This window comes from Stenotrophomonas sp. STEN023 (genome assembly GCF_056760135.1).
Genome location: NZ_JBRREF010000009.1, coordinates 70,114 through 90,635, shown reverse-complemented (window position 1 = coordinate 90,635; position 20,522 = coordinate 70,114). Strand labels below are relative to the sequence as shown.

Below are 20,522 nucleotides of genomic sequence, written 5' to 3'. Positions count from 1 at the left end.
GGCCGTGCCTGGTCCCCCGCCCCGGGGGGGTTGGGGGGGGTGCCCCCCCACAACCCCCCCCCCCCACCCCGGTTTTGCCGGTTTCCCGCAGAACTCACCGCGTCGTATTGAACTTCACTTCCACCCGCCGATTGGGCAAGAGGCACTCCCTCAGCTTCGCTCCGCTCATGCCGTCGCAGGCCTGTACCTGCTCGCTGTCACCGCGCCATTGGTAGCTGATCACGTCCGCAGCAATTCCTCTGCTGATCAGCAGCTGACGCACGGTCTGTGCACGGCGTTCGGACAGGCCCTGGTTGTACTGATCGGTTGGCCCCTTCAGGCGGTCGGCATGACCGACCAGCTGCACACCGGTAATGGTTCGCTTCTCTTCGCCAATGCGGCGTAGAACATCATCCAATCCGCGTAGCGACTCGGCACGGATATTCCGCTGCCTGTCCTTGTCGAAGTCAAACACCACGTTGGCGGTGAGCACCGCTTCCTGTGGTGCGGTGATCGCGGGCGCAACGACACACTGCCTGGCCAGCGCCTCGGCGTCATTGGTGAGGTCTTCGGCAATCTGGATATATGGCTTCGAGTGCCGCCACTGCTGCTGGTTGAATTCGTTGCCGGCATGCACCAGCTCGACCTCGCCACAGGCCACTGCCTGCTGCGCGCATTCAAACCCCGGGGTTCCGTGGATGACGCGCAGACGCTTCCACAAGTCCTCGCGCAAATAGCGCGCATCGTTCACCAGGGGTGTGTCCGTCGGCATCGGCGAAACGCTGCGCTCCATGCCATCAATCAACTTCACCGACTCATCCAACGCCAGCTGCGGGAAATCGCTGCGGTCATTGCGGCTGTACTCGTGGAAGGACACATCCAGCCAGCATTGCGCCTTGGACAGGTGGTAATCGCGTACCGGGCGCCCACCGTCGTTGAGCGCCTGGATCCTGTTCTGGGTGGCCTGGTAGCGGGAATGATCCGCGTACAGCGCCTCATCGGTGATACGGGCCTTCTGCGGCAACAACGCGGTGCGTTGTCCCGCATCTGGCTGCTGCGCCGCCAACGGTGCCGTGCAGGCGGTGCCCAGCAGTATTCCCATCATCAGTCGCGTGCGACGAAGTGTCATGTCAGGGTCCTCAATGCTGCGCCGGCTTGCGGTAGCGGTTGTCGTCGCGACGGAAGAGATCCTCGTCGAATTTGAAACGCAGGCGGATGAAGGCGCCTTCGTCGGTGTACTCGTAGCCGGCCAGATCCGGATCGGCCTCGAAGCCAACGAAGTTGTAGCCCGCAGACAGCCACAGGTTCTGCCGCAATAGCCGCCCAACCTCCAAGCCATAAGCGTACTGGTTGCTGCCGTAGTCACCACGGAAGGTGGTCCCGAGCAGGCCAACATCCCAGTTCTCGGTGATGTCGTACACCACGCGGCCGGAGAGCAGCACGCCACGGAAGCTGTCATCCACTCGCGTCCCGTCGTTGTAGGCGAAACGGTCTTTCTGCCACTTGGCTGCAATGCGGCCGGTCAGCCACCACGGCCGTGACGGATGCCAGTCGGCATGCGTCGAGACGATGTGGGCGGCAGTGCGGATGTCCTGGCCCACGTCCTGCAGCGAGGTACCATCGGCACCCATGCCGCTCTTGTCGGACTCCAATTTGTACTCGTACCTGGCCAGCGCATTGATGCGGTTCCTGTCGGTATCGCGGTAGGCAACGCCAAACTGGAAGCGGTCCTGCATGACGTCACCGCGTGCCTTGTAGTCGGTGGCAAGCAGGTAGTTGCGGGCAAGCAGCGTCCAGTCACGGTTGAGCTTGCGTGCCCACATCAGCTGGAACAGCGTGGTGTTGAACTCCTCGTTGGTGGCGGGCGTGCTGTCTACGTCACCTGAGATGCGGTACTCCAGGCGCATGGCACCACGCCAGAGCGGGTTGGCGCTGTAGTCCAGACCCAGGGCCAAGGCCGTGGAATCGCCACTGTCGCCGTCGTAAATCTTGACGTGCTCAGCGGCGGTGCTCAGGCGCAGGCCTTCGCGCACGCTCCAGTCGTTGCGGATACCCGATGCCATCTGCACATCGCGTCCGGCAATGGCATCGCGGAGGCGGTACTCGCTGAACACCTGGGTGTCCTTGAGGTACGTGCTGTCCACACCGAATACCAACGCATCACTTTCCCTGTCGGTGGTCGTGATGCCGTAGGCGCTGGTCAGGCCGGTCTGCTTCTCGTAGCGGCCATACAGTCGATTGCGCTCGCGCAACTGGTAGTCAGCACCCAGGGCAACCCGGTTGCGGTCCTCGCCATTGACGTCCTGTTCGTACTCGCCGCCCAGCACCAGCTTGTCGGTGACTTTGTAGCCTGCACCGACATGCACGCTGTCCGACTCCAGCTTGGTGCCAATCGGCAGGCTGCTGGTGGGCACCGTGCCGCCGCTGCGGATGATCGGCAGGCCGGTCAAGGGATCCAGTGGTTGCTGGCCATACCCCAGCGCACCGCCGGCCGCGCCTGTGGCGAAGCCGCCACTAAGACCACCGGTACTGCCAAAGGGCGCCAATGATGACCACGGCGAGTAGGCACCAATGGTCTCGCGAATGCTGCGCACGCCCAGATCAAACGTCAGCCGCTTGGTCGCATCGATGCGCACACCTGCACCGCCCGCATCGCGATCACCACCATCCGGGTTGCGGTCCTCGCTGCGCATGGCCTCCACGTAGATCTGGAAGCGCTCGTTGACCGTCCAGTTCAGCTCCAGGTCGTACTCACCACGCCCGCCATACAACGGCGAGGACGGGTTGTTGAAGGTCGGATCACTGCGGCCAGCAAACAGCCGCGCATCGAATGCCTTGCCATCGTGGGCGAACTCAAGCCGGTAGGCGTTGCCTGCGATGTCACCGCTAAGGTTCTGCAGGCCGGGCGTTGCGTACTGGTTGATGGCGTTGGTATTGACCTCGCTCTCGGTACGCGCCGCTTCCAGCACCATCCAGGTGTTGGGCCCGAAGCGGAAGCCCAGGTTGGCGCTGCCCATTTCGAATGCAGCGAAAGGATTCTCGTCCTTCACATACGACGCGCCAGCTTCGACGTACTTGTTGACGCGGAACTGGGCATCCACACCATACACCCAGAACTTCTCGGTGCCTTGGTCCAGCTCATAGGTCACCCGCAGCGAAATCGGGTTCAACTCGCTGTCGAAAGCAGGCAGGAAGCTGTTGAGCAGGATGCGCCCGGAGAACGGCTCAAAACTGTAGTCGATCAGCCGCCCCAAACCACGCACATTGATGATGCGACTGGGCTGGTTGCGGTCGCGGGTGATCACCTCTACCCGCTCACTGCCTTCCAGCACGGCGCTGTTGCGCAGCGCATACGGCCCGCTACCCTGGCTGGGGAACTCATCGATCACCTGCCGCAATGAATCCTCCATGGCGAACACATTGCCGCGCACACGCTTGCCCTCGAAGTGCCAACCGAATCCAGTCGCGGTGCGGTTATAGGTGCCCAGGCTGCGCATCACCGCCTTGCCGCTGGCACTGATGCCGGTTTGCGTGGTCAACGTATCGCCGGTCTGGAAATCGCCATACATCATGTAGCTGCGGTTCTTGTCGACGCGCACGTACAACCGCTCGGCCGAGCGTGCATCGAAGCCACGCAGGGACGAGTCACCGTAGACCGGATAGAACTCTTCCGGCTGGATGTCACGCAACAAGCGGCCGCGCACCTCCTTGTCCGAGTCGTAGGCGGCGGTAAGCAGGTACTCGCCTTTGATCTTGCCCTTGACGAAGAAGGCGGTGCGTGCGGCTGCGTTGGCCTTGCCGCTGTTGAAGTTGCGCTCCCAGCGGCGGATGTCACGGTCGAAGCCATCGTCACGCCGCGCCGTGTCCAAGGTGGCACCGTTGCGGAAGTTGACGACGCCTTCGACCAGACCGGTTGCCAGCAGCTCGCGCATCTCCGGCAGGAAACTGACCGTGTTCTCGGCGGTGACACCTCCGGAGGTGATGCGCACCAGCACGTCCTGCGGCACGTCAGGCGCCAGCAGATCGAACTCGGCGCTGCCGTTCTCGACCGGCAGCTGGATACCCGGCGTGCCACGGTCGGCATCCAGGCGACCCGGCCCGAGCTCGTCGGTGCGGCCACCCATCAAGCGCACCCGCCCACCGCTGTATTCGATGGTGGCGAAGCGCTTGCCCGCCAGCAGCTTGCCATCGGCGCCCAACAGCTGGACCCGCACATGTACCGGCGACTGCCCATCGGCGGGCACGCCATCGCGATCCACGTCCACCCGCAGCGTATCCACATCCGAATTGACGCTGTAATCGACGGCGCCGGACTGTAGATCGATCGCCTGCGGCTGCCCATCGCTTGAACCCAGCGACTGCGGGTTGGCAACGGTGCTGGAGCTCAATGCTCCGTCGAAGCGATGGCTGTCCGCCAACGTCGCAACCTCTCCTGCACCTGGCCGACCTGCGCAGCTCCTGCGACCGCAGCTGCCGGCGGACCTCCCTCGGCCGTGACTGCAGCCGCGTTGGCGCCGCCCTGCACCACCGGGTTACCGGCTCCGCGCTGTGCAGCTGTCAGCCGCTCGGTGCCGCGCGGCGCAACAATGCCCGGCACCTGGTTTGCCGAATCGGTCGCACCAATCGGCGCGCGCAGCGGCTGTGCCTGGAAGCTCAGTGGCAGGCCCGGCAGTTCGGTTTCCGGTGCGCCGATTTCGCCCTGCGTACGGCGGGCCTTGACCTGCTCCAGCACTTCGTTTGAGCCGCTGCCTTCAATGAAGTCGGCACGGTGCAGCTCGCCGTTCTTCAAATCGATGAACAGGCTGTCAGCATCACCCAGATTGCGGTTGCTGCTGGTGGTCAGGCGCGAGCCGCGCGGCAAGGTGCTGGCATCCACCTTCAGCGTATGGCTCTTCGGTGGCAAGCCGCAGTAGCTGTACTTGCCTTCCGAATCGGACACCATCCAGGTGCCGTCATTGAAGTACAGGCGCACGCCCGGGATACCGATCTCCTCGCGGTCCTGCAGGTGGTTGTTGTTGCTGTCCACGTAGATCTTGCCCAGTACGCAGGCCTCGTCGGTGAACACGCCCCCCGTCACCCGCACCCGGTACTGCGCCGGGTTGGAGGTCACCCCACCCGGATACGGATACAAGGTGCCCGGGTCAACGCAGCCACCCACCGTGGAACAACCATGCGCCTGCGCGCGATTGATGCCGTCGCCCTGCATCGCACCCACGCCGATGCGTACGCGGTAGGTCAGCAGCTTCTGCTGGCCCAGGCTGATGCCGCCAACATTGAACACCAGCCGCGGGCCAGGCTTGCCGAACGGATCGGCAATGCCGCCGCCGTCCACCCGCGCCGTGCCGTTGATATAGGTGAAGCCAGGTGGCAGGTTGTCGATGACATTGACCGTCTGCAGCGGCTCACCCGCCGTCTGGCGGATGCTGATGGTGTACAGCATGGTGTCACCGATCTCGACGACCTGCTTGTCACCGGTCTTGCTGATCACCAGACCCGGCGCCACCGCCGGATCCAGCGGCAGGTGGTTATGCACGATGCTGGCAGTGGCCGAACCGGCAAACAGGCCCAGGAAGTACTGCGTGCCAGTGCCAACCGGCGCGGTCGGCGCCGTCGCCTGCGGCTGCACCTTGAAGGTGGTGCCCGATATGCCTGGCGGCGAGAGGCTGCTGGCTTCGGCCGGGATGATCGCCGACCGGAAGGTATAGCCGGCCGGTGGTGTCACCGTCAGCTGGAACTCGCAGCGGCTGGGCGCGGCCGGCCCCAGCAGGAACTGGTAGTAGCCATCGCTGCCAACCGTCATCGATATCTGGTTGCCACTGATGCTGTAGCCGCCCTGCCCGCCATTGAGCACGCCGGTCGCCGGGTCATAGCCAGCACACATGCCCACCGGCGCCAGGGTCACGATTGCACCCTGCACCGGGTTGCGGGTTACCGCGTCATAGACAACGCCGCTCGGGTCCACCGGCAGGCTCTGCTGCGGCAGGTTCTCGCCAGCGCGCAACACCACTTCCAGCTGGGTGATGCCGTCGCCGTCAACGCGACAAGTGCTGCTGGTGCCGTTGTTGATCGCGTTGCCCGAGTTGCATGGTGCAGGCGGGCCGGCAGCGGTTTCGCCGGTTACCGGGAAGCCCCATAGCACCCCGCTCTGCGGATGCCGGAAGCGTACTTCGTAGCGCGTGCCCGGCAGCAGGTCGTTGAAACGATAGCTGCCATCTGCACCAGTGCTGGCGGTGCGGATGACCTGGCTGCTGGCCGGGTCGTACAACTCCACGGTCCAGTTCGGCAGGCGCACGTCGCCACCATCAAGCAAGGCGTCATCACTGCCGATGTCGAACCAGACCGTGCCTGACAGCGATGCGGCATCCTGCACCTCGGTGAGCAGCTGGCAGGCATTCTGGGTTATGGCCGGGTCGCACAGCGGCAGCTGGGTCACGTCACCGTCGAACGCGCCCTGTTCGGCCGGCGACGGCGCATGGTCGGCATCTTCACCACCACCGCGCACGATCACCGCATTGTGGATCGGCGATGCCGCTGCGGCTGCAGCACTCACGGCCACGCTTACCGTGATGGCATCGGGCGAGGTAGCACCGCTGGCCAGCACCGTGCTGCTGGTGCAGCTGAACCGGTCTGCGCCAGGCGCACCTGCGCAACTCCAGGCATTGCCGGTCGGGGTTGCGGCCAGGGTGATGCCTGTCGGCAAACGGTCATCCACCTGATAGCTGCCCACACTGGGCTGCGGGCCGATGTTGCGCACGCGCACGGTGTAAGTAGCCGTATTGTTGACGGTGAACCGGATTGGTTCAGCACGCTTGCTGACCACAAGATCCGGCGTATCGGCTATCTCGCCAAAATTCTGCTCGATCGATACCTGACCCAAGGTCAGGGTGATCGCGCTGATTGCCGACGGCACCGTGGCCACCGGCGTGGCAACGCCCATCGGCGCACCATTGACCGTCCCCGCTGTGGTGATGCCGTTGGTGGTGTCCGGCGGCTGGTTGGGTTCGGTGACGGTATAGGTGCCCGGACGCAGGTTGTCGAACAGATAGGCACCATTGGCGTCGGTGACCACGCTGACCGGCGGCACGATCGCACGCAGATTGCCTGCTGGCAGGTCGTCGTCGCCGGTGAGCTGCAGGGTGACATTGGCAATACCGGATTCACCCGCGTCGATGACGCCGTTCTTGTTGTTGTCGTAATACACCCGGCCGGCAATCGACGAACTGGCGATCTCGCCGAAGTTGTTGTCGATGCTCGCCTCATCCAGGTCCAACACGATGGCACTGATGACCGATGGGGTAACGCTGACCGCTGTTGCCGTACCACCGGTGCTGCCGGCGACCGTGATGCCGTTGCGGGTATTGGCGGGCTGGTCGGGCTCGGTGACGATGTAAGTACCGGGTACCAGCCCGGCGAACAGATACGCACCATTGGCATCGGTCGACTGGCTGAGCATCACAGGACGGTTGTCGCGGTCGGTTCCGGTGAGCTGGATGTCGACGCCGGCGATACCGGTTTCGCCGTTGTCGATGAGACCGTTGTTGTTGGCATCCAGCCACACCTTGCCGGCCAGTGAGCTACCCACCGGCTCCTCGCCGAAGTTGAAGTTCAGGCCTTCGCTGGCACCGATACCCAGGCTGAGATCAATCTGGCTGATGCGATCGGTGGTGGAGGTGTCGCCAGACACGGCAGTGCCTGGCACACAACCGCTGGGGCAGGCCGCGCCATTGACGGTGCCTGGATTCACCGCCGTCGAGCGGTTCCGGTACATGCCCGCAGGCAGCGGCTCGCGCAGCGTGTAGCTGCGGCTGGGATCGAGATCGATGAACTGATACGCGCCAGTTGCATCAGTGGTTGTGGTCCGCAGCACGGCCGAGCTGGCAGCGTCGAGCAACTCGACGGTTGCACCGGCAATCGCCGGGTCGCTGCCGGCGGTGCGCAGATTGTTGAAATCGGCATCCACGTAAACAAAGCCAGACAAGCGCGCGTTGATGAACTCGGGGAAGTTGTAGCGCACGCCATTGCTGTTGACCGGCACCGGAATGGCGCTGTAGCTGGAGTTCGGCGCACCGGCCGCATAGATGCCGCCGAGCGACGGTGCCAACGGTCCGCTGACCGGCGGATCCACCGGACCATTGGCAAAGCCCAATGGTTGCGTCTGCGCGATGCTGTAGCCACTTGAGTTCGATGGTGACAGATTGCCGAAACTGTAGTCGCCATTGGCATCGGTGATCGTAGTGAGGTTGACCGGGTTGTCATATTCGTCGGTGCCGCTCAACGCCAAACTGACATTGGCGATACGCGGTTCGACCGCAGCCGCCTGGGGAACGCCACCGTTTCCACCACTACGGTCACGGTCCTGGAATACCGTACCGGTGAGCGTGGATGCGGTGACATTGATCGGGGCGGTGGCGGTATTGTTGCCCGCATCGACGTCAACCTGCTCGGTGCTCACGGCCACGGCATTGATTGCATTACCGCCGGGCGGAAGCACATCCCAGCGCACCGGAATGATCACCCGCACGCGCCCGTGGTTGGCGCCCTCCGAAGTCACGTCACCTACATTGCAGATGACGTTCTGCCCGTTCTGGCTGCAGCTGCCAGTGCCATTGGGTTGATCATCCAGCAGACTGGCAATATCCGGCCCGATCTTGCGCCAGCTGATCGACGTGCCGGTAACCACCATGTCCGGTGGCAGCGTATCGACAATCACCGTGCCGGTCCCGTTGAGCGGGCTACTGCCACTGCGGTCTCGCGACAAGCTGTTGCCCGGGCCGTTGTTCTGCACATCGAACACCCAGAAGAACGGCTCGCGTATCGACACCGTGCTCACGACCGGCGGCAGCGCCACGCTGGGATCAGGATCCGGCGGCGTGAGCCTGGATACGGCGCGTTTGCTGATCGAAAGGTCCACCTTGCTGCGGATCGCCGTGGTCTCGCCTTCGCTGTTGTTGGCCGGATTGCGCTCAGGCTCCGCAGAGTCAGCCACCGCCACGTTGGTGAGCACGTCGCCGCCCGCGCCGGGCTGCGACGAATACTGATAGCGCAGATACAGGAAGGAAGTGGCGTTGATGCCAATCACACCCACGGTATCGTTACCGGGGAAACCTGCGCCAGGCACTTCGCATTCCACCGTCATCGTAGCGCCGACGGTTGGGTTGCTACCCGCCGTCAACGGGCATCTGATCGCTGCGAACGGACCGGTCGGCGATGGCGAGGAGCCGACGAAGTGCAAGGTCTTGCCTGCTTCCGGGGTGATGCTGTCGGTGATGGTCACGCTGCTAGCCACCGACGGCCCCAGATTCAGCACACTGACCCGATAGGTGATGAAGTTGCCGCTGGGATCGTTGGGATCGTAGGGCAAGGGATCCACGCCGCCGGTAAAGCCGGTGTCGTCCTTGTTGACTACCAGGTCCACGTCACCGTCGGCCACCGTCAGGATGGCGGTTTTTTCGTCATCCGCCTCAGTAGCAATGCTGTTGTACTCGAACTCGCCATTGACATCGACGCCGCCGCTGGCGTCAGGCGTGCCGTCACCATCACGATCGAAGAAGAAGTCGGCGGTATTGGTGTAAACCCGCAATGGACCACCGGCGATTGGATCGTCCAACGGCCGGATCTGCACGGTCATCGTGTGTTGCTGTCCCCCCGGTATATCCAGTGGCGTACAGGTCAATATCAGCGTACCCGCGGCGGCGCCATTGGAGGTGACATTGAGCAGACCGCCGCTGCCCGGCGACAGCGTCACGCCACCGGTTGCGGTCGGAACACACACCGTGCTGCCACCACCACTGCGGGTGTCGTTGACCAAGGTAAAACCGGGGTCATCCGCGCGCAGGTTGATCACATCGCGGAACACCACAGCCGGCGCCAGCGATGGGCCTTCGTTGAGGTAGTCGATGCGATAGATGGTGTCGATGCCAACGCCACCCGTCGCGCCGGTGGTGATGTTCTTGGCCACGGTCTTTACGTTGGACACCCGCGGCACGCGCACATAGTCCGAGCCGGTGTTGTTGCCCGGGTCGATCTCACCGGCAGCACCCGGCACCGACGGGTCAATGCCTGCACCGGCGGTATTGCACCAGGAACCTGCCGGTGCGGTACTGGAACCGCAGGTAGCCGCCGGACGCGAGGCACTGTCGGCCAAGGGGCCGCTCAGATTGACCACGATATCGATTGATGTATTGGCCGCCAGAGCCGTTGTGCCGGACTCGCAATGCAGGCCACCCGACGCACTGACCGAGCAGGTCCAGTTGGCCGGTGCCTGCACGCTGGCACTGGTGCGCCCGGCCAGGAAACCCGGCAGCGTGTCCTCGACCACCACACCGGTGCTGGCATCCGGTCCGGCGTTGCTTACCGTGATGGTGTAGCTCATGCCGGTATAGCCGATCGGCAAGGTGTTGTCGGTGGTGCCTACGCCGTTGGTACGCTTGGCGATACTCAGGTCGGCGCGCAGCGGCGACGGGGTAATGCCGGCACCGTTGCAGTCGTTGACGTTGTTCGGGTCGCCAAGGCCGCTGCCGGTACCGGGCTCCAGCGAGTTGCCGCTTCCACCTGTACAGGCGGTATTGGTCAATGTGGAACCTTCGGCCTCGGGATGAGCGAAGCTCTGCAGCCGCAGTGGCGCGGCGCTTTGGCCCATCGCCAGCGGATACTGGTCCGGGTTGAGGTTGCAGGTGACTATCTGCCGCGTACCTGCAACATACGGTGTCGCCGTGCAGGTCCAAGGTGTGGTGTTGGATGGGAAGTACTCTTCGCCGATTGCCAGCGTATCAACCACCTGCACATCGCTGAGCGCCGGTGCCGGGCCCTGGTTCGTGACGTTGATCGTGGAGGTGATGATGTAGCCGCTACCGGCCGGGGGCTGGCCCGGTCCAGGCCAGGTAGGCACCAGCTGCGGCGCCTTGGTCTTGCCGAGACTCAGGTCGGCACCGTTCGGCAGCACGGTGAAGTTCGCGGTGCTGTCGTTGTTGACGGCATTGGTATCGGGCAGGCTGCCGCTGACGGTTGCGGTGTTGGCCACCGCGCCATTGCTGCCGGGGCCGGTCAACGGTACCCGGGCGACAATGGTGAACGTTGCACTGGCACCTACTGCCAAGGTGGCCGGGGCCGGCAAGACACAGCCGTGCACGGTGCTGGCGCCATTGGTTGTGCAGTTCCACCCAGGCGCATTCGCGGTACTTTCGATCAGGAAGCCGGCCGGCATCGGGTCGGTCCAGGTCACGTTCTCGGCCGGACTCGGGCCATTGTTGGTCACCGTCACCGTGAACGTGATCAATTCGCCTGGCAAGGCTGGAACAGGCGTCGCGGTCTTGTCGATGGCAAGGTCGGCGCCGGCAGCGATGGTTACGGCCGCATCATCGGTGTTGTTGCCGTTGTTCGGATCAGGGGTACCAACCGCGTTGACCGTGGCGGTATTGACCACGCTGCCACTGGCCACGTCGACCCTGCCCCTGAAGGTATAGGTCGCGCTCTGGCCCACACCGAGCGCGCCCGCATGGGTGCCGTTCTGGTTGTTGAAGTTCCAGCTGCCAGCAACAGCCTGCGCACTGCCAGGCACGTAGGTAACACCGCTGGGCAAGGTATCGGCGACGTTGAAATTGGTTGAGATGCTGGGACCGTTGTTGGTGACGGTAATGGTGTACGTCACTTCACTGCCGGCAACGACAGGATCAGGAGTGGCGCTCTTGGCCATGCTCAGATCGCCGGACTGCGTCAGGGTCGTGTTCTGCGTTGCGAGGTTGTCACCTGCGTTGGAATCACCGGCGAAGAACGGATCGGTGGGTTGCAGGCTGGCAAGCGGTGTGCCGGCGGCAGGTGCAGGTTGGCGGCCCAACGCAGCGACGATATCAACGGTACCGGGTCCAAGCCCTGCTGTACTTACCTGCAGGTCTATCTCGAAGGAGTCACCGTTATTGAGCGCCTGGGGAATGACGCAGACGACGCGCGTGCTGACCACGGCATCGACGCTGCAGTAAGCCGGCAGGTTAACCGCAGTGGTCCCGGCCGGGAGATCGAATGCAGCAATCGCATCTGGCACCGCTTCAGGGCCACCGTTGGAGAGCACCAGCTTGTATTCGATGACGCCACCTGCCGGCACCGGATCAGCAGTCTCGGAAAGGCTGTTGATTCCCAGGTTTGCCGCAGCGGCCACTGGCGCCCAGCCCAGCAGAATCAGCACACGCATCGAACCTAAAAGATATCTGCCCAAAAGGCGCGCAGCGCCATCAGGCCGTACCGGAGAACCCGCCACAAGCAACTGCGACATCGCACCTCTCCAGAACACCCATTACACGAAAGAAGGCGCTGCCATCATTCCCACGCAACAGCGCCAAAAGTCAGCCTTGATCTACAGCGCGAAGCGATCACCGCGCTTGCGCGGTGTCGCTTTCTCAAAACCCTGAGCAACCTGAATGCCCCGCGGCGAACGTTGCATGCGGATCCGTGAAGCGGATGTCAAAAAAATGGCTTTTATTTTGCTGAATACACGAGCACTTGGTGTGTGATCGGAATTACCAAAAATAAACCGCGTTCCGATGCTCAACACACGCCGCCTCTTTTAGTTTCACTAGTAAAACTAGAGGCCATAAAACCAAATCCCCTCCAGCGATTGAGGCTCTCGCCGGCAGCCTGTTCGCAGGTTGACCCGGAAAGCCAACACCTGCAGGTCATTCTTCCGCAACCAGCCGCATCGGCCAGCGAATCAACAATTTATTGGGAATGGAGAAACACGAACCGCAAACCCAACAAGCGACGTTTACCGATGTGGTCACGCATCGGCTAAAGCGCCGATCGTACTCACTTGCGATACCTACCTTGTCGGAGCTGTTGCCGCTCGTCACAACCGACAACCCGCATGAATTATTTTCTGGAAGGCAGTGATGTCAGCCCACGATTCTCGGCTTTCGCTGCTGAGCCCTGCTTGGTCTGCGCAGATCATCTGCCGGAGCCGTCGTGTCGCGCCTTGATCTGCACGCACACACTGTTCACCCGATTCCGAAGCATCCTGCGTAACGCTCCCCTTTACAGGTGCCAAGGCAAGCCTCGATGGCTGGGAAAGGTGCAATGCACGCCATCCCCCACCCGGGTTTCGCCTGTTACTCTTGGCCGCCATGGAAGCCTCCTGCGCCACCAGCTCCGCTGCGCTCACCATCCTTGCACTGCCCACGGCAGCTGCAATGCTGCGCAATGGCACACCTGCAGCTGTCGACGGCGCATCGGCATGCAGGTCCTCCGTCATGATGCCTGCCCTCCCGGCCTTCCCATCGCCGCGTCAGATGCACTGCCCCCGACAACACAGCTCTCATGTCTGACCTTCAGCCTGGCACGCCCCTGCACTACCGTCTCGATGACCTGCGTATCGATGTAGCGCGGCAACGCGTGGTGCGCGATGACGGCCAGGTTCTGGATGTCGCCGGACTCAGCTTCCGGCTGCTGCACTATCTGCTGACCCAGGGCACTCGGGTGGTCGGCTTTGATGCTCTGATCGCCAACATATGGGCACCGGCCATCGTCAACGAGGAAACCGTCACCCAACGTGTGCGCCTGTTGCGCCAGGCCCTGGGCGACGACGGCCGGCAGGCACGCTACCTGCGTTCGGTGCGCGGCCAGGGCTACCAGCTCTGCAGCGAGCCACGGCTAGACGATGCGATGGCAGCATTCTCGCCTCCGGCTGCGCCCTCTTCGGCAGCGGCAGCAACCCGTCGCCTTGCAATCGCAGCGGCTGCTGGTCTGCTCATGATCACTACCGGTCTGGTCTGGTGGCAATGGCCGGGACCGGCTACGCCAGCGACTTCACCACTGCTGCAACGCGCCGACTATTACGCAGGCATCGGCCAGCACGAGAACAATGAACGCGCCTTGGTCTTGTACCGCCAACGCCTGCAGGAAGCGCCCGACGATGCACAAGCGAAACTCGGGATTGCCCGTGCCCTGGCCGCCCGCACCTGCCTGTACAACGGCAGCAGCTCCGATGCCGAGCAGGCCCAGGCCTTGGCCGAGGCTGTGATCGCCCGGCAACCAAACTCGGCTGCCGCCCATGCTGCGCTGGCCTATAGCCACGATTGCCGTGGCCAGATCCAGGCCGCGCTGGTCGGCTATGAGCGTGCAGTGCAACTGGACCCGAGCGCCGATTCCAGCCGTGCATCGGCGGCCTACCTGTATGCGCGCCAGGGACGCTTGGGCGACGCCCTCGCCGCCAACATGGCGGTGCGTCATCCCGAGCGGGTGCGCTTCTGGGAGCTGCAGGTTGCCTCCAACCTGGACCTGCTCGGCTACACCGCAGCCGCTGAAGCCCGATACAAACGCAGCTTCCAGTTGTACCCGGACAACGTGTTTTCCAACATCGCCTGGCCGGAGTTCCTCCACGAACACGGCCGCAGCGGTGAAGCGCAGGCCGCGATGGAAGAGGCGATAGCACGCGGTACCGAACACGCACAGCTGTATCTGCTTGCCGCCGAGCTGGCACTGCGCCGCGGCGACCTCGATGCAGCACGCAACGCGGCGCGGCAGGCACGCGTGCTCAAGCCACATGCCAGCCTGCCAATGACGATGGCGTGGATCGTGGCTGCGGAAGCCAAACCAGCCGCATCGGTACTGCGGGCCCGTTCGCTCGAGCTGCGTTCTGGGCTCGGCAAGGGCAGCGATGCGCAGGATGGCATCGATGCCGCACTGCTGGCCGAGCTGGCCGGCGACCGCGATGCAGCGCTGTCGGCATTGCAGGCCGCAGTAGCCGCCGGCTATCGCAACGCCGGCTACCTGCGGGTGTCGCCATTGCTGGACGGGATTCGCAGCACGCCGGGCTACGCACAAGTAGTGCAGGCCGTTGATACGGCAGTGGCCGCCGACCGGGCGCGATTGATCGCATCCGGTCAGCTACCAACCGATGCCCTGGCGGTTACGGCAACGCGCTGAGGATGTAGTCCTGCAGCAGCTTCTGGGTTTCCTGGTGCATGCCCCGCTGGTTGAAGCGGGTGCGCGTGACCACCACCACCAGCTGCTTCTCCGGCACCACGAACACCGCATTGCCACCATTGCCGGACATCGCCCAGGCATGCACCTGCTTGCCACCGGCCGTGAATGGGAAGCGCCAGATCTGGTAACCATAGTCGGCATCGAACGGGGTCTGCGCGCGCACCTGGATCATGGCCTGCGTCCACGCAACGGGCAGCACCTGGCGACCTTTCCAGCGGCCACCGTCGACCAGCAACTGGCCCAGCTTGGCCAAGTCGCGGCTGCGGTACTCGGTGCCGCCACCGCCCATTCCCACCCCTTCGGACGAACGGTTCCACACCGATTTCTCGATTCCCAAGGGCCGCTCCAGCACCTCGGCGGCGAAGCGCTGCAAGGGCATGCCGCTGGCGCGTTCGACAATGGCTCCAAGCATGAAGGAGTTGGCCGTGCAGTAGGCAAAGGCGCGCCCATGCGGACTATCTGCAGGGCGCTTGTTCCACGACGCATAGCCGCGTTCTGGCAGGTCCAGGGCGAAACCGGTCCAGTCGGCGCTGACATACATGCGCTCCTCATGCCCGGCCGAGTACTCGTTGTTGTCGTCGCACTCCCACTGCGCGCTCATCGTCAGCAGGTCTTCGAGCGTGATTGCGCTCTTGAACGCACCTGGGTGCGCGGGCGTCCTGTCCGGAAAGAAACCCAGCACCGGCGCCTTCACCCCACTGATCATGCCGCGGTCAATGGCAGCACCTACCAGCATCGCGGTCACGCTCTTGGTCAGCGAGCGGGTGTTGTGCAGGGTGCTGCGATCAGCGCCGTTGAAATAGGTCTCATGCACCAGCGCTCCCCGGTGCACCACCAGCACGCTGGTGGTATCCGGTGTCTGGCCGCTGTTGATGGCAGCGTCCAGGGCGCTGAAGCGGGCGGCATCAAGGCCATGCGTGGCGGGAGCGGCGAGCGTCCAGTCATCAGCTGACGGCGACAACGACGCGGCGGTGACGGAGACCGTACCCAGCAACAGGGCGGTGAACAGGGGAAGGCGGATCAACAATGACATCGGGGTGCTCCATGGGTGGAGCGCCCAGCCGAACATTCCCGCGAATGAAGCACCTGATGCCTGCATGAAGATTTATGAAGTCTTTCGCGATCAACAACTTGGCGAAACCAAAAATGCGGCAGCAGGTCTATTGGATTTGTGGGAGCGGCGTAAGCCGCGAAGCCGACGTCGCTCGAACATCTGCACCATGGCATCTGATCATGTGCTTGCTTCGCGGTTTACACCGCTCCCACAAAGGTCCGAAAGCCGGGGCCAGCATCGGGTTTCCTTGGAACCCAACCCTGACCCCGGCTTGGCCCTTCAACTACAGCGCCGACCGGTCAGTGATGAACACCGGCAGCGGTACATCCAGCACTTCAGCACTCAGCCCGCGCCCGGCCAGGAAACCGGCGATGTTGTCAGCGATGGCAGGGTTGCCTACCCACATCTCGTTGTCATGGCTGGCGCTGCGCACCAGCAGCTCCTTGCCATTGCTGAAGCCGGGCAGCAGCGCCTGGGCATTGGCATGCGGGGTACGGCCGTCCAGCGTGCCGCTGACGAACAGCACCGGCACGTTGCTGCGCAGAGGCGCACGGAAGGCCTCACCCAGGTCCAGCATGCCCAGGCCATCAGCCACCTCCGGGAACGGGAAGTTCAAGGCATCGCCAAGCAGGCTTTGGCGCGCCTGGGCCGCGGCCAGCGCACGCCGTTGCGGGCTCTGCCCGGAAGCCACATCCATCGCCGTCGGCATGGCGCGCCAGCCACCCAAACCCTCACGCACCATCAAGGCGATGGCACCGAGCAGGTCGTAGTTGCCAGCCTCGGCCTCACGCAGTGCCAGCGGCAGCATGCGCTGGGTGGAGCGGCGGCCAAGTGCAATCGCTATTGCCATCTGTGCATCGAACTCGCCGATGGTCACCTTGCGCCCGTCATGCATCGGGCTGCTGCCCTGCCCCGGCTGTTGCCGCAGCTTGGCCAGAACACGCTGTGCCGACCCCTGCAGATCCTCGAAGCCGTCTTTCCTGGCGATGACCGCCAGATCAGCCAACAAGGCATCGCCAGCCAGCGGCAGCTTGAGCGTGTCGTCGGGGCCTTCACTGCCCATCAGTACCACGCGCTCCAGGCTGTCCGGGTGCCGGCGCACGGTGGCCAGCGCCAGATGCGTGCCGTAACTCATGCCCCACAGGCTCAGTTTGGGCAGCGCCATCGCCTTGCGCAGGTACTCGATATCGTCGGCACTCTCGGCGGTGGTATAGGCGCCCATATCAACCCCGGCGTCCTTCCAGAACGCAAGGCAGCTGGCCAGTGCGGCCTTTATTCCGACCAGGGCTGCGTCACGCTGCAGCGGCTGGGCATCGGCAAACTTCTGCTCGTGCGGGCACTCGGGCGGCATCTCGGAGAAATCGGTGCCGCGCTGATCAAGCAGCAACACGTCGGTCTCGCGGCGGACCCGGTCGAATACCGGCCAACGCGGGCCGAGCGCGGTCCCAAAGCCAGAGCCACCCGGGCCACCGGCCAGATAGACCACCGGGGCAGCGCTGCGATTGCCACCGGTCGCCGGCAGACGCACGACGCGCAGGCGGATACGCGGTCCGTCCGGCTCGCTGTGGCGACGCGGAACTTCGAGGAAGGCCTCTTCGGTGGCGATGGTGCCGTTGCTCTTGGTCTGCATTGCATAGGGTGCGAACACCAGCGGTGCAACCGAGTCCTTGGCCAGCACCGGCGAGGCGCAGGCCAGCGCCAGGCACAGCACCAACAGGCGACCGGTACGTCCCAGCTTCCCCTTGCCGGTCACACGCACGCCGCCAGCGTCGTGTCGATGCCCGGCGACAAGTGATGCGTTTGAACGAGCCGCCAAGGACTGCAGGCAAGGACGGCAAGCACTGGAAACAGACAGAGAGTTGTTGGACATGGCGGGCTCCGACTAGATGGGAAGGTGGGTGTTGCCGTGGCCTCGGCAACCCGGAGAAACCTCCCGTTGCCCTCACCACGGAGCCAGCATCCCTCCCCCAACAGCGCTTGCGGGGCGCGCGTCCGCCGAACAGCTCCAACTCACCGCCCAGCGTCTCCACACAGCCGATACGATAGGCCCATGCCGATCCTACGAATCCTGAGCGTACTGGCCGTGCTGGTCTTCGCGGTCGCCGCGTGGCTGGCCGTGCTGCTGCGCGACGTCAACAGCGTGCAAGTGCTGAGCGGAGAGATGGCGCCCGCCAGCGTGACCGCGGCTGGCGGCCTGCCGCCCTCGCCGCTTGCGAACACCAAGTGGCAGCCAATCGATCAACAAAGGCTGGCCAGCTGGCGCGGCCCGTACTGGCTGCGCTGGCAATCACCCGCGTCCACCCAGCCGGACGATGGCGGCCGCGCCCTGCGGCTGTCATTGCGTGGCGCCAGCCAGCTCTACTGGAACGGCCAGCCGATGCTGGGCAATGGCGTCGTCGGCACCAGCGCCGAGCAGGAGCAGCCCGGCCAGGTCGACATCACCCGGGTACTGCCGCCCTCCTCGCCCACTGGCACCGATGAATTGCTGGTGCTTGCGTCCAGCCACCATCAGCAGTTCGGCCTGTACAGCGCCGATGCACTGGTTGCGGTGGCGCCGGCCGTGGTGTTGTACCAGCGCATGGTCCTGCCCTGGTTGATCGCGGCCCTCGCCACCGGTGCACTGGCCGCAGCCTGCCTGTACTTCCTGGCGTTGCAGCACGGCCGGCCGCAGATGCCTGGCGGGCGACTGCTGCTCGCCCTGTGCGCGGTTGGAATCGCCCTGCCGGTGATCGAAGGATGGCGCCCGTTGCTCGGCTATCTCTACCCATGGCACGGCCTGCGCCTGTATGCCCTACTGGCGTTGCATGTGGCAGCAGCCATGCTGCTACCTGCTTATCTGGCCCGCCGCTACAGCGTGTCCGTTCCCAAGGGTCTGGGCATCGCCTATGCGACCGCACTTGTACTGACTGCCGTGCTGCTGCCCAGCTTCGATATCCGCTCGGCAGTAGCACTGCTGCTGAGCCTGTTGGCCTCGGCAGCACTACTGTTGCGGGCACATGGTGAGCGCGAAGAACGCTGGCCGATCCTGGCCCTGCTGGTCGCCGGCGTCCTGGCCTTGCTGTTTGCGCCCGGGGCATTCCTCGATGGCCCCTACTTCCTGCTGCTCGCGGTGCTGATGGGCTTCCTGCTGCTGTGCCACGCGGCCCAGGTGCGGGCACTGGACCTGCACAACGCACGTCTGCGCGAAGAGCGCGCAAACCTGTCACTGCAACTGCTGCAGCGTGGCATCCAGCCACATTGGTTGATGAACACGCTCACCTGCCTGCAGGAGCTGATCGAACAAGCGCCGACAAAGGCAAGCCGCCTGGTCGAATCGCTGGCCGAGCAGTTCGACCGCCTGCGTGAAAGCAGCAGCCGCCAAAGCGTTCCACTAAGCGAAGAACTGGCCCTGTGCCGCAACCATCTGGATATTGTCGGCCAAGCCCTGGATCAGCCGATGACGCTGGAGGTCGACGCCAACGACCTGCAACTGTCGCTGCCGCCGGGCGTGCTGCATGCACAGGTCGAGAATGCCTTGACCCATGCCGGCGCAGTGGCCTGCGCACAGCGCCCGTTCCGTCTACGCGTGCAGCGCGAGAACCAGCATTGGATTCTGGAACTGCGCAGCGCACGCGGCTCCGCACCACATCGTGGCCAGGGCACCGGCACCCGCTATATCGAGGCCAGTCTGGCCGCCTCCCATCCCAACCGCTGGCACTACAGCCAAGGCGCCGATGGCGCCGACTGGTGCAGCCGGATCGAGCTCACATGCGCATATTGATCGTTGAAGATGAGCCGCTGGTCCGCCAGCGCCTGCTGCGCCTGTGCGCTGAACTGGCCGGCGCCCGCGCCCGCTTCGATGCGGTTGCCGACCTCGATGCCGCCGGCGACCGGCTGCAGCGCAGCGTCTACGACGGCCTGCTGCTGGACCTCAACCTCGGCGGCGAAGATGGCTTCGACCTGCTGCGCAGCGCGGTGGCTGGCCGCTATCACTGTGTGGTGGTGTCCGCCCATCGCGAACGCGCCCTGCAGGCTTTCGAGCACGGCGTTCTCGATTTCGTACCCAAGCCATTCTCGCGCGAACGCCTGGGCCAGGCACTGGAAAGGCTACTGGATGTGGGCCGCTACAGCTCGGGCCGCGCACGCTATCTCGGCATCTGGCGTGCGCAGGGCACGGCGCTGGTTGAACTCGCCGATGTGCAGTGGATCCGTGCCGACGGCGACTACAGCGAACTGCGCATGCGCGACGGACGCAGTGAGCTGCACGACAAATCATTGGCAGGACTCAGCGCCGTGCTGCCGCCGGACTTCATCCGTTGCCATCGCTCCTACCTGGTCAACCTGCGCCACATCAGTACCCTGCATTCGGGTAGCGGCAGTCGCTACTGGTTGGTACTCAATGGTGGTGGGGAACTGCCGGTCGGGCGCGCCCATGTCGCCGGCTTGCGGCAGGCGCTAGCGCTTGAGTGAACCAGCAGGGCACTGGATACACATGAGCTCCGTAGCCCGGGCAAGCGCAGCGCCCCCGGGGCAGAGCGGA

Annotated in this window: 8 protein-coding genes; 3 read left to right on the top strand and 5 right to left on the bottom strand. The window is 64.1% G+C overall.

Features of this window, described 5'->3' with window-relative positions:
- Window positions 1–94: 94 nt before the first annotated feature.
- The 3 genes from ACVOLV_RS04295 to ACVOLV_RS04285 are packed head-to-tail and all read right to left on the bottom strand — an operon-like array spanning window position 95 to window position 12,163.
- Window positions 95–1,108: an OmpA family protein gene (locus ACVOLV_RS04295; RefSeq protein WP_481553303.1), complete on the bottom strand. Its 1,014-nt coding sequence runs from the start codon at window positions 1,106–1,108 to the stop codon at window positions 95–97.
- 10 nt (window positions 1,109–1,118) lie between these two features.
- Window positions 1,119–4,397 carry a hypothetical protein gene (locus ACVOLV_RS04290; protein ID WP_481553302.1) on the bottom strand — a complete coding sequence of 1,093 codons (3,279 nt, stop codon included), beginning with the start codon at window positions 4,395–4,397 and terminating at the stop codon, window positions 1,119–1,121.
- Window positions 4,364–12,163 carry an SdrD B-like domain-containing protein gene (locus ACVOLV_RS04285; RefSeq protein WP_481553301.1) on the bottom strand — a complete coding sequence of 2,600 codons (7,800 nt, stop codon included), beginning with the start codon at window positions 12,161–12,163 and terminating at the stop codon, window positions 4,364–4,366. The genes ACVOLV_RS04290 and ACVOLV_RS04285 overlap by 34 nt, the downstream gene beginning before the upstream one ends.
- 1,118 nt (window positions 12,164–13,281) lie before the next feature.
- Here ACVOLV_RS04285 and ACVOLV_RS04280 point away from each other — a divergent pair.
- On the top strand, window positions 13,282–14,889 hold the full coding sequence (locus ACVOLV_RS04280) for a winged helix-turn-helix domain-containing protein (protein ID WP_481553300.1): 1,608 nt from the start codon (window positions 13,282–13,284) through the stop codon (window positions 14,887–14,889).
- Here ACVOLV_RS04280 and ACVOLV_RS04275 read toward each other — a convergent pair.
- Window positions 14,873–15,973 carry a serine hydrolase domain-containing protein gene (locus tag ACVOLV_RS04275; RefSeq protein ID WP_481553305.1) on the bottom strand — a complete coding sequence of 367 codons (1,101 nt, stop codon included), beginning with the start codon at window positions 15,971–15,973 and terminating at the stop codon, window positions 14,873–14,875. The genes ACVOLV_RS04280 and ACVOLV_RS04275 overlap by 17 nt on opposite strands.
- 313 nt (window positions 15,974–16,286) lie before the next feature.
- Window positions 16,287–17,873, bottom strand: coding sequence for an alpha/beta hydrolase (locus ACVOLV_RS04270; protein ID WP_481553299.1), 1,587 nt, complete (start codon window positions 17,871–17,873; stop codon window positions 16,287–16,289).
- 180 nt (window positions 17,874–18,053) lie between these two features.
- Between ACVOLV_RS04270 and ACVOLV_RS04265 the strand changes: the two genes are divergently transcribed.
- Together ACVOLV_RS04265 and ACVOLV_RS04260 are read left to right on the top strand one after the other, a co-directional pair.
- Window positions 18,054–19,763 carry a histidine kinase gene (locus ACVOLV_RS04265; RefSeq protein ID WP_481553298.1) on the top strand — a complete coding sequence of 570 codons (1,710 nt, stop codon included), beginning with the start codon at window positions 18,054–18,056 and terminating at the stop codon, window positions 19,761–19,763.
- Window positions 19,751–20,452, top strand: coding sequence for a LytR/AlgR family response regulator transcription factor (locus ACVOLV_RS04260; RefSeq protein ID WP_481553297.1), 702 nt, complete (start codon window positions 19,751–19,753; stop codon window positions 20,450–20,452). Before ACVOLV_RS04265 ends, ACVOLV_RS04260 begins: the two co-directional genes overlap by 13 nt.
- Window positions 20,453–20,522 lie beyond the last annotated feature (70 nt).